The following is a 14,513-nucleotide window of genomic DNA, read 5'->3' on the forward strand; positions in this document are numbered from 1 at the left end:
CCCCCGTCCTCCTGCCCGTCGGGGCGGACGAGACCGCGCCCGGCATGTCGCCGGGCGTCCGGCCCATCACCCTGGAGGCAGGCGCCTTCACCCTGTCCGCGCTGATCGCCCAGCCCGTCGGCCCGCCCCGCGCGACCATCGTCGCGGTGCACGGCGGCGGCATGAGCGCCGGCTACTTCGACGGACAGGCCCACCCGGACGTCTCCCTCCTCACCCTCGGCGCCCGACTCGGCTACACCGTCGTCGCCGTGGACCGGCCCGGCTACGGCCTGTCCGCCGCACACCTGCCGCGCGGCCAGAACCTGTCCGAACAGTCCGCCGCGCTGGGAACCGCGATCACCCACCTCGCCGACCGGTACCCGTCCGGCGCCGGGGTGTTCCTCGTCGCGCACTCCTTCGGCGGCAAGCTCGCCCTCACCTACGCCGCCGAACAGGCCGGTCCCGGAACCGCCGGGCCCGCCCTGCTGGGCCTGGACGTCTCCGGCTGCGGGCGCGACTACGCGGTCGACCCCGGGGACCTCCGCGACCCGCACCGGCACGGTCACTGGAAGCGGAACTGGGGCGCCCTGCGCTTCTACCCGCCGAACACCTTCCGGGACGCCGCCGCGCTCGTCGCCCCCATGCCGCTGCGCGAGCGCGCGGAGGCGGCGCGTTGGCCCGAGAGCTTCACCGCTGCCGCCGCCCGGGTGCCCGTACCGGTCCGCCTCACCTTCGCCGAGCACGAACTGTGGTGGCGTAACGACGAGGAGGACCTCAACGAGATCGCCGAACTGTTCACCGCGGCCCCGTTCGTCACCATCGACCGGCAGCCCGACGCGGGACACAACCTCAGCCTCGGCTGGGTCGCCCGCTCCTACCACCTGCGCGCCCTGGCCTTCCTGGAGGAGTGCCTGGCCCGGGCCTGAGGCACGCACACAGGACGCGGACACAGGACGCGGACACAGGACACGGCTCGGCACAGGCAGACCACGAGAGGCGAGGCGTACCACCCCCCATGGACAAGACACGTTCCAAGCCCTTCCGCTCGCTCGCCGTACGCAACTTCCGGCTGTTCGCGGCCGGGCAGGTGGTGTCCGTGGCGGGGACCTGGATGATGGTCGTGTCCCAGGACTGGCTGGTCCTGGACCTGACCGGGGACTCCGCCACCGCCCTGGGCACCCTGACCGCGCTGCAGTTCACACCGATGCTGCTGCTCACCCTGTACGGCGGCCGGCTCGCCGACCGCCACGACAAGCGACTGCTGCTCTCCCTCGCCAACCTGGCCTCCGGCGCCCTGGCCCTCGCCCTGGCCGTGCTGGTCCTGGCGGGCGACGTGCGGTTGTGGCACCTGTACCTGTTCGCGATCGGGCTGGGCACCGTCAACTCCTTCGAGGTGCCCGCCCGGATGGCGTTCGTCGCCGAGCTGGTCGGCCCCGACCTGCTGCCCAACGCCTCGGCGTTGAGCGCCGCCTACTTCAACACCGCGCGGGTGGTCGGCCCGGCCCTGGCCGGTCTGCTCATCGCGGCCGTCGGCACCGGGCCGGTGATGCTCCTCAACGCGGTCAGCTACCTCGCCACCGTGGCGGCCCTGCGGCTGATGCGGCCCGCGGAACTGCTGCGCTCCGAACCCTCGGGCCGCGGATCGGGCGTGACGGACGGGCTGCGGTACGTCCGCGCCCGGCCCGACCTGCTGGTCCCGTTGGCCCTGCTGGCGGTCGTCGGCCTGTTCGGCTTCAACTTCCAGCTCACCCTGCCGCTGCTCGCCAAGACCGTCTTCCACGCCGACGCGACCGCGTTCGGCCTGCTCACCACCGCCTTCGCGGCCGGCTCGCTGCTCGCCGCGTTCGCCACCACCGCCCGCAGCGGGCGCCCGGCGGCCCGCACCGTCACCGGCTCGGCCCTGGCGTTCGGCGTGAGCGAGACGGCCGCCGGATGGGCCCCCGACTACGTCTCGGCGGCCGTCCTGCTCGCCCTGACCGGTTTCGCCACGATCTACTTCGCGCAGGCGGCCAACCACCGCATCCAGCTCGGCAGCGACCCCCGCTACCGGGGGCGGGTGATGGCCCTCTACACGCTGATCCTGCAGGGACTCACCCCGCTGGGAGCCCTTCTCGTCGGCTGGCTGACCAGCCGATACGGGGCGCGCTCGGGCCTGTGGGTCGGCGGATCCGTGTCGCTGGTCGCCGCCCTGGCGGCGCTGCCCGCGAGCCGGACCCGGCGCGGCTCCCGGACCTCCTCGGACACCGGGTCGCAGTCCTGCGGACCCGCTCCCCTTCCCCCAACCCGGTCCGCCGGCCGCCCCTGACAGACGGCGTACCCCGGCGCGCACCCGACGAAAGGCACCGACATGACCGACGATTCCGCGCACGGCTCGATCGGGCACCTCCCGGACCTGTCCGAACTGCGCGCCATGAGCCCGGACGTCCTCACCGCCACCCTCGCCCACTGCCTGCGCCTGCACCTGGACCAGCTGCTCCAGGTCCCGCCGGGCCACCGGACCAGCCCGCACCAACCCCTGCGCACCCAGGGGCTGGACCTGCTCAACGCCCTGCACCTGGCCCGGGGGATCCGCCGGGACCTGGGCGCGGAGGTGGCCGCCCAGACGCTGTTGGACGGCACCCTCACCGAACTCGCCGAGCTGCTGGCCCCGCGGCTGGCGATCACCGGGGCGCCGTCCGTCGACCGGCCCGAGACCGCCACCGTCTGAGACACGGGCCGGCCCCACCGCCACGGCGGCCATCTCCGGCCGCACCGCCACCCGTGCCACCACCATCCGCACCGCCCCGCACGCCGACACCGGACAGGAGACCCACCATGCCGCCCGCGATACCCGAGGCCCTCACCGCACGGCTCGATGAACTGGAGGCCCACAAGGAGGAGGCACGCAACGGCCCGGACCCCAAGGCCACCGAACGCCAGTACGCGAAGGGCAAGTTGACCGCGCACGAGCGGATCGCCCTGCTGCTCGACAAGGGCAGTTTCAGCGAGGTGGAGCCGCTGCGCAGACACCGGGCCACGGGCTTCGGCCTGGAGGCGAGGAAACCGTACGGCGACGGTGTGATCACGGGTTGGGGCACGGTCGAGGGCCGTACGGTCTTCGTCTACGCGCACGACTTCCGGATCTTCGGTGGTGCGCTGGGCGAGGCCCACGCGACGAAGATCCACAAGATCATGGACATGGCCATCGCGGCCGGTGCCCCGCTGGTGTCCCTCAACGACGGCGCGGGCGCCCGCATCCAGGAGGGCGTCTCGGCGCTGGCCGGCTACGGCGGCATCTTCCAGCGCAACACCAAGGCCTCGGGCGTCATCCCGCAGATCTCGGTCATGCTCGGCCCCTGCGCCGGCGGCGCCGCCTACTCCCCGGCCCTCACCGACTTCATCTTCATGGTCCGCGACATCTCGCAGATGTTCATCACCGGCCCGGACGTGGTCCGCGCGGTGACCGGCGAGGAGATCACCCAGAACGGCCTCGGCGGCGCCGACGTCCACGCCGGCACCTCGGGCGTCGCGCACTTCGTCCACGACGACGAGGAGACCTGCCTGGCAGAGGTCCGCTACCTGATCTCCCTGCTGCCCCCCAACAACCGCGAGCTGCCGCCCCGGGTGCTCAGCGGGGACCCCGCCGACCGCCTCGGCGATCGGCTGCTGGAACTGGTGCCGGCCGACGGGAACCGCTCGTACGACATCCGCGGCGTCATCGAGGAACTCGTCGACGACAGCGAGTTCATGGAGGTCCACGCGGCCTGGGCGCAGAACATCGTGTGCGGACTCGCCCGCATCGACGGCCACACCGTCGGCGTCGTCGCCAACCAGCCCGCCTCGACCGCCGGCGTCCTCGACATCAAGGCGAGCGAGAAGGGCGCGCGGTTCGTGCAGTTCTGCGACGCCTTCAACATCCCGCTGGTCACCCTCGTCGACGTCCCCGGCTTCCTGCCCGGAGTGGACCAGGAACACGAGGGCATCATCCGGCGCGGCGCCAAGCTGCTCTACGCGTACTGCAACGCCACCGTCCCGCGCGTCTCCGTGGTGCTGCGCAAGGCCTACGGCGGCGCGTACATCGTCATGGACTCCCGTTCCATCGGCGCGGACATCGCCCTGGCGTGGCCCACCAACGAGATCGCGGTGATGGGCGCCGAGGGCGCCGCGAACGTGGTCTTCCGACGGGAGATCGCGGCGGCCGACGACCCGGAGGCGATGCGCCGCGAGAAGATCGCGCAGTACAAGGAGGAACTCGTCCACCCGTACTACGCCGCCGAGCGCGGCCTCGTGGACGACGTCATCGACCCGCGCGACACCCGTTCCGTGCTGGCCCGCTCGCTGGCGATGCTCGCCGCCAAGCACGCCGAGCTGCCGCGGCGCAAGCACGGCAACCCGCCCCAGTGACCGCGCCGACCAGAGGAGAAGCCGCCGTGAACGGACCGGCCGACGAACACCTGATGCGCATCGTCAGGGGCAATCCCTCCCCGGAGGAACTGGCAGCCCTGACCGCGATCCTGCTCGCCCGCGCCGCGGGTGCGGGCGTCGAACCCGACGACGTGGCCCGCCGTCAGCAGGTCGTGGCCCTCTGGCGGCGCCCGGACCGGGTCGCCGGCTTCGACGGGCCGCGCACCTGGCGCTCGCCGGCGCGGCCCGCGCCCCGCGCCGCCTGAGGCACCGGGACGCGCGCCGGACCGCTCACGACGGCACGGCACGTCGGATCACCACGGCACGGCACATCAGGTCACCACGGAACAGCACGTCAGGTCACCACGGAACAGCACGGAGGGGCCGGGGAACTTTCTCCCCGGCCCCTCCGTGCTGTCGTCGTCCGTTCCTCGGGTCCTCGTGCCGTCCTCCCGCCGAGTCCCGGCTCAGGCCGCCCGGGCCGCCGGCGAGGAGCGGGCGCGGTGGTCCCGCAGGACCGTGCGCAGCCCCGGCTCCACGCCGGCGAGGCGCTCGGCCGCCTCCTGTGCGTACAGCAGGGTGTCCGGTACCGCCCGCATCACGATGCGGTGGTCCCCGTCGCCCAGGATCGCCACCGCGGCCACGTGGCCGTCGCACAGCGGCAGGTTGCCGACCACCCAGCCCTCGGGCCGGTCCCGCGCCCGCTGTTCGCCCAGGTAGTCGAGGTGGGCGCCGCGGGCCAGCCCGGTGCCGATCCCCTTGAGGTAGGCCTCCTTGCGGGTCCACAGCCGCCCGAAGGCCGCCGTGCGGCGGTCCTCGGACAGTGGTTCCAGCTCTTCCCGTTCCACCGGGTGCAGTGCCGGCAGACAGGCCTCCGCGGTCCCGACCGACGGAATGCGCTGGACGTCGGCCCCCACCCGGGTCTCCGCCACCGCGACCAGGGCCAGGCCGTGGCTGTGCGAGAGGGAGAACTGGGGGGCGCCCGGAACGCCGAGCACCCGGGGCCGGCCGTTGCGGCCGCCCGACCCGTCGTACCGTTCGCCGGCGATGGCGAGGTTGCGGGGCGCGATGCCGGTGTACACGGCCAGGACCCGGCGCAGACCCACGTGGGCGGCCGCGTACATGCGCCGGTCGTCGGAGCGGCGGTACGCCTCCACGCGCCGCAGCTCCCGGTCGTCCAGGTCGCCCATGGGGACGTCACGCGCCGACTCGGGAGGTGGCAGCAGCCACACGTCCAACTGCCGTTCGTCGAGGGACAGTACGTTCGCCACCGCCATCAGCGCTTGTTCCCGGAAAGGGTCTCCGCGCGGGTTTCGGTGTGGCTCTCGGATCGGTTCTCGGATCGGTTCTCGGTGTGGGTCTTGGCGTGGTTGAGGGTGGCGAGGCTGTTGGTGGAGAGGGCGGTGTGGACGTAGGTGCGGGCGTCGGCGACGGTGGCGTCGGGTCCGAGGATGCGGGTGATGTTGTCGGTGTTGAGGGTGACGGTGTGTTGGGAGGTGGCGGTGACGCCGTGGTCGGTGTCGCGGAAGGTCCAGTGGCCGGTGTGGAGGGTCATCAGGGCGGGGAGGGTGACCTGTTTGTAGGCGATCTTGTGGTGGGGGAAGGTGACGCGGTGGGACTTGGTGGTGTGGACGGAGCCGTCCTTGGCTCGGGTGTCCATTTCGAGGGTCTGGACGCCGGGGGTGTCCTCGGTGAGGCGGACGGTGGCGACGTGGGGGAGGCGTTCGGACCACAGGTGGGCTTCGTTGATGAAGTCGTAGGCGTCCTTGGCGGAGCCGTCGATGGTGACGGTGTCCTCGAAGGAGAAGGTGACGTCCTCGGCGCCGTGGGCGAACTCCACGTTCCGCTTCAACGCCGCCAACTCGGCCTCGGCCTCCCGGGCCACCCGCTCGCCGATGCGGTCCAGCGTGGCCGGGTCCTCGCCCTCGGCCCGGAACTCGTGGAACAGCCGGACCCGTGAGGAGTTCTCGTCGAGCGGCTCGACGAGCCACGCGCCGCCCATCGAGGCGACGGGCGCCTCGGTGGCCAGCAGTTCGAAGTTGACCCGCAGGTCGGCGTCCTGGACGATGCGGCGCAGTCGCCAGGTGCGCAGCGCCCCGCCGGCGCCCGCGGTGTCCCATACGCGCAGCCGCTGCTCGCCCTCCGGGGCCTCCTCGTGGGAGACGTGGACGGTGGCGGGGAAGGTGCTGGGCCAGTTGTCGACATCGGCGATCAACCGGTGGACCGTGGCCGCCGGGGCCGCCACGGTGATCTCGTGCGCCGTCTGGCGCACGCCCGCTTGCTTCATGTTCGGACTCCTCGTCCTTGAAGGGCGCGGGGAGTTGCGGGTGCCGGGTTCGCCGCATGTGGCCGTGGGGATGCACTGACGGGTGAACACGACGTCCCGCTTCGCCCGCGAGGTGAAACTTGTGGGTGCTGTCCGCGGACGGGACGGGTGGGGGAGCGGGGCGTACCCCGGGGGAGCGCAGAAGTGCCGCTGTCGGGCGGGGGTCCCGGCAGCGGCACTTCTGTCAGTGGGCCACCGCGTCGCTGTGACGGAGGCGGCCTGGTTCGGGGCCCGCGTGCCCGGGTCCGTACGCGGTCCCGGTGGGGGCTCCGGCCGCCGCACAGCCGGTCGGAACCCCCACCGGGGCGCGGATCACTCGCCGGCGGCGCGGGTGTGCACGACGCGGTAGGTGTTCTCGTCCTGCCAGGTCTGCAGGGCGCTCACCCGGGCGTCGACCTTGCGACGCTCGGGGGTGCGGTCGGCCTCGGCCTGGGCACGGAAGGCGTCGTACGCCTCCTTGCCGTCCCACTGCGAGTACGAGACGACGAACTTGCCCTCGATGCCGCGGGCGCGCAGGCCGCGCAGCACGGTGTGGGTGCGGTAGCCGGGCACGTCGAGCAGGTACTCCTGCGAGGCGCCGAGCGCGTCGACGAGGTCCTCCTGCTCCTCCTCGGCCACGCCGAAGAGCTCGATCGCGGTGTAGTCGTCGCGCTGCGGGGAGATCTCGACGCCGTCGAGCTCCGGCTTCGCCTGGACGAAGGCGATCTCGTTCTGGAGCAGCCGGATCGAGGTGGTGATCTCACCGAAGAGCGGCAGCGTACGGTGCTTGAACTCCTCGCCCGAGTAACGCACTTCGAGGTCCTCGGTGCTGCGCCACTGAATGAAGTTGGCGGTTCCCGGCTTGTCCTCGCCGGCGTGGACGGTGCTGGACATCCAGCCGTCGTAGGCAGCGGAGTCCACGATCTCCCGCATGGCGGCGAGCAGCTTGACCTGCTTCTCGGGAGCGTCGGTCGAGAACAGGTTGAGAACAGTCAGGTGCTGACCGTCGGCTGCAATCTTCGGCATTCTCTTCTCTTCCATTCGAGGAAAATGATGTGTGAACGGCCATCACTGCCGGCCGGTGTTCCCAGTGCATCCTGCTCAATGGAAGGGCCATGGGGAAAGGCTTGTTGCGTCAGAATTCGGATCCGCTCTGTCAAGCTCCGGAAAGCCTTTCAAGGACTTCTCACGGCTTTGTCAGAAGTCTGAAAAAAGTCGTGGTTCGCCAAGGGGCGGGCGCCATGCTCGCCTCATGCATCCAGGACAGGCAACCGCCGACACACGTACTCTGCTGGACCGCTATCTCATCGGTCTCGACGACGACGAACTGGACGACGCCTGGGCGGCGCGCCTGTTCACGCGTGACGCCCGGGTCGAGTTCCCCATGAGCGGCCACAGGGGCCTCGAAGGCCTCGCCGCCTACCACCGGGACGCCCTGGCGGCCTTCGCCGCCACCCAGCACCTGGGATCGCCCGCGGTCGTGGACCTCGTCGACGAGAGCCGGGCCGTGCTGCGCGCCAACCTCGTCTCCTCGCACGTCCACCACCCCGGGACCCCGGGCCCGCCGCTGTTCACCGTCGGCACGCTGGCGACGGGCGAGGCCGAACTGACCGACGAGGGATGGAAGCTGTCAGCGCTCACCTTCCGCGTCCTGTGGACCGAGGGGAACCCGCCCGTGCCCGAAGGATCCCGATGACGACCTTGGCCGTCGGGCTCAAGGAGTCGACCCTGGCGATGATGCTGCTCGACATCGGCGTGGTCCTGCTGGCCGGCGCGGCACTCGGCCGTCTCGCACAGCGGCTCCGCCAGCCCGCCGTGGTCGGCGAGATCGCCGCGGGCATCCTGCTCGGACCGAGCGTCCTGGGCCTGCTGCCCGGACACCTGACCGAGCGTCTCTTCCCGGCCGAGGTGCGCCCGCTGCTGTCGGCGGTCTCCCAGGTCGGGCTGATCCTCTTCATGTTCGTGGTCGGCTGGGAGTTCGAGAAGCGCCTCATCAAGCCGCACGCCAAGCTTGCGGCCGGGGTATCGCTGTCGTCCATCGCCACGGCCTTCGGCCTGGGCGTGGCGCTCGCGCCGTTCCTCTACCCCGAACACATGGTCGTGGCGGGCAAGGAGATCTCCTTCATCGCCTTCGCCACCTTCCTCGGCACGGCCATGTCGGTCACCGCCTTCCCGGTGCTGGCCCGCATCCTCACCGAGAACCGGCTGATGGAGACCAAGGTCGGCTCGCTGTCCCTGGCCAGCGCCGCCATCGACGACCTGCTGGCCTGGTGCCTGCTCGCGTACGTGTCGGCCCTGGTCGCCTCGGACGGCGACTATTCGAGCCTGGCCCGGATCGGCGCGCTCAGCGTCGGCTTCGTCGCCCTGATGTTCCTGGTCGTCAAGCCGCTCGTGGCACGCCTGGTGTGGCGCTGGGCCGCCGCCGAACGCTGGCCGGCGCTGCTGTCCGTGCTGTGCGCGGGCGCGCTCGGCTCGGCGTACCTGACCAGCTGGATCGGCATCCACGCGATCTTCGGGGCGTTCCTGTTCGGTTTCGTGATGCCGCGCGAACCCTCCCGGGTCCTGGCGGAGCACCTGCGCAAGCCGATGGACCACGTCAGCGTCGTGCTGCTCCCGGTGTTCTTCATCGTCACCGGTCTCGGGGTGGACCTCGGCGCGCTCACCGGAGCGGACTGCGTCGCGCTCGTCCTGATCATCCTGGTGGCCTGCGCCGGCAAGCTCGTGGGCGCCATCCTCCCGGCCCGGCTGGCGGGCTTCACCTGGCGGGAGTCCAGGGACCTGGGTCTGCTCATGAACACCAGGGGCCTGACCGAACTGATCATCCTGAACGCCGCCGTCAGTCTCGGCGTTCTCGACGGACGCATGTTCACCATGCTGGTGATCATGGCGCTGGTCACGACGGCCATGGCGGGCCCCCTGCTCTCGCGCCGCCGTCCCGCGCCCGCCGTCCAACCGCTCGCCGGTGCGCAGCAGTCGGACGCGGACGAGGTCCTCTCGCCGACCGCACCCGCGCCGGCCCCGGACTTCATCGCACCCCGTACCTGAGAGCCGAAGGCCGAAACCGAGAGAGAGGCATGTCGTGATTCCCGTTCAGTCAGCAACCACCGAGAACCGGGCTCCCGTCGACGGACGCGCGCTGCGCGACGTGTGCGGGCACTTCGCCACCGGTGTCACGGTCATCACCTCGGGCGGCGGCCAGGACGCCGCCGGGACCACGGTGAACTCCTTCACCTCGGTCTCGCTGGATCCGCCGCTGGTGCTCATATGCCTGCACCAGAACTCCCGCCTGCTGCCGGTGGTCCAGGAGAGCGGCGGCTTCGTCGTCAACTTCCTGACCCAGCAGCAGCAGTCCATAGCCTGGGCGTTCGCCGGGCGGCAGTCCGCCCGCTTCGAGGACGTGCCGCACCACCGCTCGGAGGCCGGACTGCCGGTCCTCAGCGAGGCCCTGGCCTTCCTGGACTGCCGGCTCATCGCCGAGTACGACGGCGGAGACCACACCATCCTGCTCGGCGAGGTCGTCGAACTCGACGCGCCCGGCGCCGAGGAGGACCCGCTGATCTTCTTCCAGGGGAACATGCGCGAGCTGGACCGCGAACCCGCGGACCTGCCCGCACACTGACCCCGGCCGGGCCGCCCGCGTCGGTCAGCGGGCGCTCCCGTCCGCCGCGTCGAACTCCTGCCGCGCGCGCTCCACTCGGGGCAGGTTGTCCGCCGACCAGTCCGCGAGGTGGGAGAAGAGCGGCGCCAGGCTGCGTCCGAGCTCGCTGATCTCGTACTCCACCCTCGGCGGCACCTCGGGGTGGTAGGTGCGCACCACGAGCCCGTCGCGCTCCAACTGCCGCAGACGCTGCGTCAGCACCTTCGGCGTGATCGTGCCGATGTTGCGGTGCAGTTGCACGAAACGCTGGACCCCGAACTCGTTCAGCGTCCACAGGATCGGCGTCGTCCACCGGCTGAAGACGATGTCGAGCACCGGGGCGATGGGGCAGGCCTGCTCCGACGTCACCCGGGCGGCGTGTGCCGCCGCTTCGCCCGACAAGGCGGTGCTGCTGTTCATGCGAACCCTCCAGGAAGTCACTTTCCTCTAGGTACCTACTTTACTGGGGATGCTAGCTTCCCGAAAGCCACCAGAGAGCGCCGGTGTTGCAGGCCGACGCCCCTCCCGCAGTCCCCGTTTTCCCTCCCCCGTTCTCATCCCGCTTCGAGGAGTGGCATGTCGATCCAAGAGTCCCTGCGAACCCCCACAACGCCGGAGGCCGGGCCCGCCCGGCGTCCCGGCCTCATCCTGGCGTTCCTCTGCCTGGCCGGCTTCATGACCTTCCTCGACGTGTCGATCGTGAACGTCGCGCTGCCGACCATCGAGGACGAACTCGGCATCTCCCAGACGGCGCTTCAGTACGTCGTCACCACCTACGGCATGGTCCTCGGCGGCTTCCTGCTGCTGACCGGCCGCCTCGCCGACACCCTCGGCCGCCGCCGGATGCTCCAGACCGGCCTGCTCCTGTTCGCCGCCTCCTCGCTGCTCGCGGGCCTGGCCCAGAACTCCTCCATGCTGATCGGCGCCCGCGGCGCCCAGGGCCTGGGTGCGGCCTTCATCGCCACCGCCGCACTCAGCCTGCTGACCAACAACTTCGAGGAAGGCCCGGCGCGCAACAAGGCGCTCGGCGCCTGGGGCGCCCTCAGCGGCGTCGCCGCCGTCGCCGGCGTCACCCTCGGCGGTCTGCTCACCGACGGCCCCGGCTGGCGCTGGATCTTCTTCCTCAACGTGCCCATCGGCATCGTCGGCGCCCTGATCGCCCCGCTCGTCGTCGGCGAGAGCCGCTCCGCCGAGCGCACCCGCAGCTTCGACTTCGCGGGCGCCGTCGTCCTCACGGCCGGTCTGATCCTGCTCATCTTCACCCTCGGCCAGACCATCGACGACTCCGACGTCCCGGCCGGCCGCATCTACGGCGGCTTCGCACTGGCCGCCGTCCTGCTGATCGCCTTCCTCTTCATCGAACGCCGCGCCAAGGCCCCGCTGATGCCGCTCGGCATCTTCCGCCGCCCCTCGCTGCGCGCCGCCAACGTCATCGCCATCCTGCTGCTGGGCACCTGCGTCAGCCTCTTCTTCTTCGCCAGCCTCTTCATGCAGCAGGTGCTGGAGTGGTCCGCCATCAGGACCGGTCTCGCCTACGTGCCCCTCGCGCTGACCACCGCGGTCGGCGCCGGCATCGCCTCCCAGATCGTCACCAAGGTCGCCGCCAAGCCCGTCCTGATGGTCGGCCTGACGCTGGTCAGCGGCGGCATGCTGCTCCTGTGGAACGCCCCCTCCGACGCCGCCTACCTCACCGACCTGCTCCCCGCGTTCATCATCTGCGGCCTGGGTCTGGGCGCCTCCTTCGTCCCGCTCCAGATCTCCGCCTTCGCCGGCTCCGAGGAGCAGGAGGCGGGCCTGGCCGCCGGACTCATCAACACCGCGCAGGAGATCGGCGGAGCCCTCGGCCTCGCCGTCGCCGCCACCTTCGCCTTCCGCCGGATCCCCGAGCTGACCGCCAAGGCGCACGGAGTCCCGGAACTGGTCCGCGAGGCACGCACCACCGTCTTCCACGACGCCTTCCTCATCAGCGCCGGATTTGCCGCGCTCGCCTTCCTGGTGACCCTGGTGCTGCTGCCCCTGACCAAGGCCAAGGACCAGCCGGCCGGCACGCCGGTCCACTGAGAACGGAACCCCTCCATGGCACCCACACGCACACCGGCACTGCGGCTCTCCGCGGAGGCCGAGGCCTTCCTCGCCGAGAACCACCTGTGCACCTTCACCACGCTGCGGCCCGACGGCAGCCCCCACACCGCGCCGGTGCGCTTCACCTGGGACGGTGACGCGGGCCTCGCCAGGGTCATGACCACGGCGACCCGGCGCAAGGCCAGGAACCTGCTGGCCAACCCGGGCGGCCGGGTGTCGGTCTGCCAGATGGCGGGCTGGCAGTGGCTCACCCTGGAGGGGACGGCCACCGTCTCCACCGACCCCTCCCGGGTCGCGGAGGGAGTACGCCGCTACACCGAGCGGTACTGGTCGGCGCCGCCGCAACCGCCGGGCCTGGCCGTCGTCGAGATCCGGGTCGACCGGGTGCTCGGCGGCTGAGAGGACACCGCGGACAGCGGTACGCGTGACGAGGGTGCCGGAAGCAGTGCTTCCGGCACCCTCGCGCGTCCGCCCGCACCCCCTCTCACCTCCCCGGAGCGGTCCCCTGACACTGCTGCCGGGGATCTGACGAACTTTTCAGAGCCCTGTATCGGAGACCGTTCAGCTTCCCGCGGCCCCTCGGAATACTGGAGAAAACGCCAGCGGGAGAGGGAAGATGGAAAGCTTGAACGCCGATGTCATCGTTGCCGGAGCGGGCCCTGCGGGACTCATGCTCGCAGGAGAACTGCGCCTTTCTGGTCTCTCCGTGATCGTCCTCGACCGTCTCACCGAACCGATGCGCCAATCCCGCGCACTCGGATTCTCGGCCCGCACCATCGAGGAATTCGGACAGCGCGGCCTCCTCGCGGAATTCGGGGAACTCGACACCATTCCGGGAGGCCACTTCGGCGGCCTCCCCATCGACTACCGCATCATCGAAGGCGGGAACTTCGGCGTCCGCGGGGTCCCCCAGTCCCGCACCGAGGCGATCCTGCACGACTGGGCCGTGGGCCTGGGCGCCGAGATCCGCCGCGGCCACGAGGTCGTCGGCCTCACCGACGGCGAGGACGCCGTCGAGGTCGAGATCGCCGGCCCCGAGGGCGTCGAGCGGCTGCGCGCCGCCTACCTGGTGGGCTGCGACGGCGCCCGCAGCACCGTCCGCCGCCTCTCCGGCATCGACTTCCCCGGCACCAGCGCCACCATCGAGATGAAGATGGCCGACGTGACCGGCGTCCCGCTGCGGATCCGCCCCACCGGCGAGGTCGGCGAGCAGGGCATGGTCGTCGTCCTCCCGCTCGGCCCGCACGCCACCCGCGTCGTCGTCTTCGAGCGCGGCGCCGGCGTCCGCCCCACCCAGGAACCGCCCACCTTCCAGGAGGTGGCCGAGTCCTTCCAGCGGGTGACCGGCGAGGACATCAGCGGCGCCACCCCGCTGTGGACCAGCTACTTCACCGACGCGAGCCGGCACGCCGCCGAGTACCGCAAGGGCCGTGTCTTCCTCGCCGGCGACGCCGCCCACATCCACCTTCCCATCGGCGCGCAGGGCATCAGCGCCGCCGTCGGCGACGTGGTCAACCTCGGCTGGAAGCTCGCCGCGGCCGTCAAGGGCACCGCCCCCGAGGGGCTGCTCGACACGTACCACACCGAGCGCCACCCGGTCGGCGCCCGCATCGTCGCCAACACCCTGGTCCAGCGCACCCTCTACCTCGGCGGCCCCGAGGCCGACCCGCTGCGCGAGCTGTTCGCCGAGCTGGTCCGCATCGAGGAGGTGCGCACCCACCTCGTCGGACTGGTCACCGGCCTCGACACCACCTACGGCGCCGCCCCCGGCGACCACCCGCTGCTCGGCCGCCGGCTGCCCGACCAGGAGCTCCTGGTCGACGACGCGAAGACCAGCACGTACGAGCTGCTGCACAAGGGCCGCCCGGTCCTGCTCGACCTGCACGACAACGCCGAACTGCGCGCCGCCGCAGCCGGTTGGACGGACCGCGTCGACGTGGTGACCGCCACCCGCAACGACGCCGACGCCCCGGCCGCGAGCCTGCTGGTGCGCCCCGACGGCTACGTCGCCTGGGTCGCCGCCGACGGCTCCGCCGAAGGGCTGACCCAGGCCCTGACCGACTGGTTCGGCGCGCCGCGCCACACCGCCTGACCCGATGACCGGCCGGCGTCCACGCAAGCGCCGAG

At 71.5% G+C, this 14,513-nt stretch carries 15 protein-coding genes; 11 read left to right on the forward strand and 4 right to left on the reverse strand.

The features are described from left to right. Positions 1 to 44 precede the first annotated feature (44 nt). The 5 genes from ACQEVM_RS34815 (at position 45) to ACQEVM_RS34835 (ending at position 4,628) form a co-directional block, all read left to right on the forward strand. The gene (locus tag ACQEVM_RS34815) at positions 45 to 905 is read left to right on the forward strand and encodes an alpha/beta hydrolase (RefSeq protein ID WP_433086948.1); all 861 of its coding nucleotides are present in this window, start codon (positions 45 to 47) and stop codon (positions 903 to 905) included. 89 nt (positions 906 to 994) lie between these two features. Continuing rightward, complete coding sequence (locus ACQEVM_RS34820) at positions 995 to 2,284, forward strand: MFS transporter (protein ID WP_433086076.1); 1,290 nt, start codon at positions 995 to 997, stop codon at positions 2,282 to 2,284. A gap of 42 nt (positions 2,285 to 2,326) precedes the next feature. Continuing rightward, the gene (locus ACQEVM_RS34825) at positions 2,327 to 2,686 is read left to right on the forward strand and encodes a phosphopantetheine-binding protein (RefSeq protein WP_433086078.1); all 360 of its coding nucleotides are present in this window, start codon (positions 2,327 to 2,329) and stop codon (positions 2,684 to 2,686) included. 107 nt (positions 2,687 to 2,793) lie between these two features. Next, positions 2,794 to 4,362, forward strand: a complete 1,569-nt coding sequence (locus ACQEVM_RS34830) for an acyl-CoA carboxylase subunit beta (RefSeq protein ID WP_433086080.1) — start codon at positions 2,794 to 2,796, stop codon at positions 4,360 to 4,362. 26 nt (positions 4,363 to 4,388) lie between these two features. Next, the gene (locus tag ACQEVM_RS34835) at positions 4,389 to 4,628 is read left to right on the forward strand and encodes an acyl-CoA carboxylase epsilon subunit (RefSeq protein WP_433086082.1); all 240 of its coding nucleotides are present in this window, start codon (positions 4,389 to 4,391) and stop codon (positions 4,626 to 4,628) included. A gap of 201 nt (positions 4,629 to 4,829) precedes the next feature. On the opposite strand, the gene ACQEVM_RS34840 is transcribed toward ACQEVM_RS34835, so the two are convergent. The 3 genes from ACQEVM_RS34840 to ACQEVM_RS34850 form a co-directional block, all read right to left on the reverse strand. Continuing rightward, positions 4,830 to 5,639, reverse strand: coding sequence for a 4'-phosphopantetheinyl transferase family protein (locus ACQEVM_RS34840; protein ID WP_433086084.1), 810 nt, complete (start codon positions 5,637 to 5,639; stop codon positions 4,830 to 4,832). Further along, on the reverse strand, positions 5,639 to 6,649 hold the full coding sequence (locus tag ACQEVM_RS34845) for an aromatase/cyclase (protein ID WP_433086086.1): 1,011 nt from the start codon (positions 6,647 to 6,649) through the stop codon (positions 5,639 to 5,641). The genes ACQEVM_RS34840 and ACQEVM_RS34845 overlap by 1 nt, the downstream gene beginning before the upstream one ends. A gap of 351 nt (positions 6,650 to 7,000) precedes the next feature. Then, positions 7,001 to 7,693: an antibiotic biosynthesis monooxygenase family protein gene (locus ACQEVM_RS34850; protein WP_433086088.1), complete on the reverse strand. Its 693-nt coding sequence runs from the start codon at positions 7,691 to 7,693 to the stop codon at positions 7,001 to 7,003. Between the two features lie 226 nt (positions 7,694 to 7,919). Here ACQEVM_RS34850 and ACQEVM_RS34855 point away from each other — a divergent pair, with 226 nt between their 5' ends. Genes ACQEVM_RS34855 through ACQEVM_RS34865 form a run of 3 tightly spaced genes read left to right on the forward strand, consistent with a single transcriptional unit; the run spans position 7,920 to position 10,286 of the window. Next, positions 7,920 to 8,363 carry a nuclear transport factor 2 family protein gene (locus tag ACQEVM_RS34855; protein WP_433086090.1) on the forward strand — a complete coding sequence of 148 codons (444 nt, stop codon included), beginning with the start codon at positions 7,920 to 7,922 and terminating at the stop codon, positions 8,361 to 8,363. Then, entirely contained in the window at positions 8,360 to 9,712 is a 1,353-nt protein-coding gene (locus tag ACQEVM_RS34860) for a cation:proton antiporter (RefSeq protein ID WP_433086092.1), read from the forward strand. Before ACQEVM_RS34855 ends, ACQEVM_RS34860 begins: the two co-directional genes overlap by 4 nt. A gap of 34 nt (positions 9,713 to 9,746) precedes the next feature. Then, positions 9,747 to 10,286, forward strand: coding sequence for a flavin reductase family protein (locus ACQEVM_RS34865; protein ID WP_433086094.1), 540 nt, complete (start codon positions 9,747 to 9,749; stop codon positions 10,284 to 10,286). 24 nt (positions 10,287 to 10,310) lie between these two features. On the opposite strand, the gene ACQEVM_RS34870 is transcribed toward ACQEVM_RS34865, so the two are convergent. Beyond that, positions 10,311 to 10,724, reverse strand: a complete 414-nt coding sequence (locus tag ACQEVM_RS34870) for a winged helix-turn-helix transcriptional regulator (RefSeq protein ID WP_267803129.1) — start codon at positions 10,722 to 10,724, stop codon at positions 10,311 to 10,313. Between the two features lie 156 nt (positions 10,725 to 10,880). Here ACQEVM_RS34870 and ACQEVM_RS34875 point away from each other — a divergent pair, with 156 nt between their 5' ends. The 3 genes from ACQEVM_RS34875 to ACQEVM_RS34885 all read left to right on the forward strand — a co-directional run bounded on the left by ACQEVM_RS34875 (position 10,881) and on the right by ACQEVM_RS34885 (position 14,478). Next, complete coding sequence (locus ACQEVM_RS34875; protein ID WP_433086097.1) at positions 10,881 to 12,365, forward strand: MFS transporter; 1,485 nt, start codon at positions 10,881 to 10,883, stop codon at positions 12,363 to 12,365. A gap of 15 nt (positions 12,366 to 12,380) precedes the next feature. Continuing rightward, the gene (locus ACQEVM_RS34880; RefSeq protein WP_267825785.1) at positions 12,381 to 12,785 is read left to right on the forward strand and encodes a pyridoxamine 5'-phosphate oxidase family protein; all 405 of its coding nucleotides are present in this window, start codon (positions 12,381 to 12,383) and stop codon (positions 12,783 to 12,785) included. Positions 12,786 to 13,002: 217 nt separating this feature from the next. Continuing rightward, positions 13,003 to 14,478, forward strand: a complete 1,476-nt coding sequence (locus ACQEVM_RS34885; RefSeq protein WP_351382451.1) for an FAD-dependent monooxygenase — start codon at positions 13,003 to 13,005, stop codon at positions 14,476 to 14,478. The last annotated feature ends 35 nt before the right edge of the window (positions 14,479 to 14,513 follow it).

Source organism: Streptomyces sp. CA-243310 (genome assembly GCF_050936775.1).
Taxonomy (GTDB): domain Bacteria; phylum Actinomycetota; class Actinomycetes; order Streptomycetales; family Streptomycetaceae; genus Streptomyces.

Coding starts and splice junctions, on each gene's coding strand:
- ACQEVM_RS34815 (WP_433086948.1), top strand. CDS start 45: ATGTCGCCGGGCGTCCGGCCCATCACCCTGGAGGCAGGCGCCTTCACC.
- ACQEVM_RS34820 (WP_433086076.1), top strand. CDS start 995: ATGGACAAGACACGTTCCAAGCCCTTCCGCTCGCTCGCCGTACGCAAC.
- ACQEVM_RS34825 (WP_433086078.1), top strand. CDS start 2,327: ATGACCGACGATTCCGCGCACGGCTCGATCGGGCACCTCCCGGACCTG.
- ACQEVM_RS34830 (WP_433086080.1), top strand. CDS start 2,794: ATGCCGCCCGCGATACCCGAGGCCCTCACCGCACGGCTCGATGAACTG.
- ACQEVM_RS34840 (WP_433086084.1), bottom strand. CDS start 5,639: ATGGCGGTGGCGAACGTACTGTCCCTCGACGAACGGCAGTTGGACGTG.
- ACQEVM_RS34845 (WP_433086086.1), bottom strand. CDS start 6,649: ATGAAGCAAGCGGGCGTGCGCCAGACGGCGCACGAGATCACCGTGGCG.
- ACQEVM_RS34850 (WP_433086088.1), bottom strand. CDS start 7,693: ATGCCGAAGATTGCAGCCGACGGTCAGCACCTGACTGTTCTCAACCTG.
- ACQEVM_RS34855 (WP_433086090.1), top strand. CDS start 7,920: ATGCATCCAGGACAGGCAACCGCCGACACACGTACTCTGCTGGACCGC.
- ACQEVM_RS34860 (WP_433086092.1), top strand. CDS start 8,360: ATGACGACCTTGGCCGTCGGGCTCAAGGAGTCGACCCTGGCGATGATG.
- ACQEVM_RS34870 (WP_267803129.1), bottom strand. CDS start 10,724: ATGAACAGCAGCACCGCCTTGTCGGGCGAAGCGGCGGCACACGCCGCC.
- ACQEVM_RS34875 (WP_433086097.1), top strand. CDS start 10,881: ATGTCGATCCAAGAGTCCCTGCGAACCCCCACAACGCCGGAGGCCGGG.
- ACQEVM_RS34880 (WP_267825785.1), top strand. CDS start 12,381: ATGGCACCCACACGCACACCGGCACTGCGGCTCTCCGCGGAGGCCGAG.
- ACQEVM_RS34885 (WP_351382451.1), top strand. CDS start 13,003: ATGGAAAGCTTGAACGCCGATGTCATCGTTGCCGGAGCGGGCCCTGCG.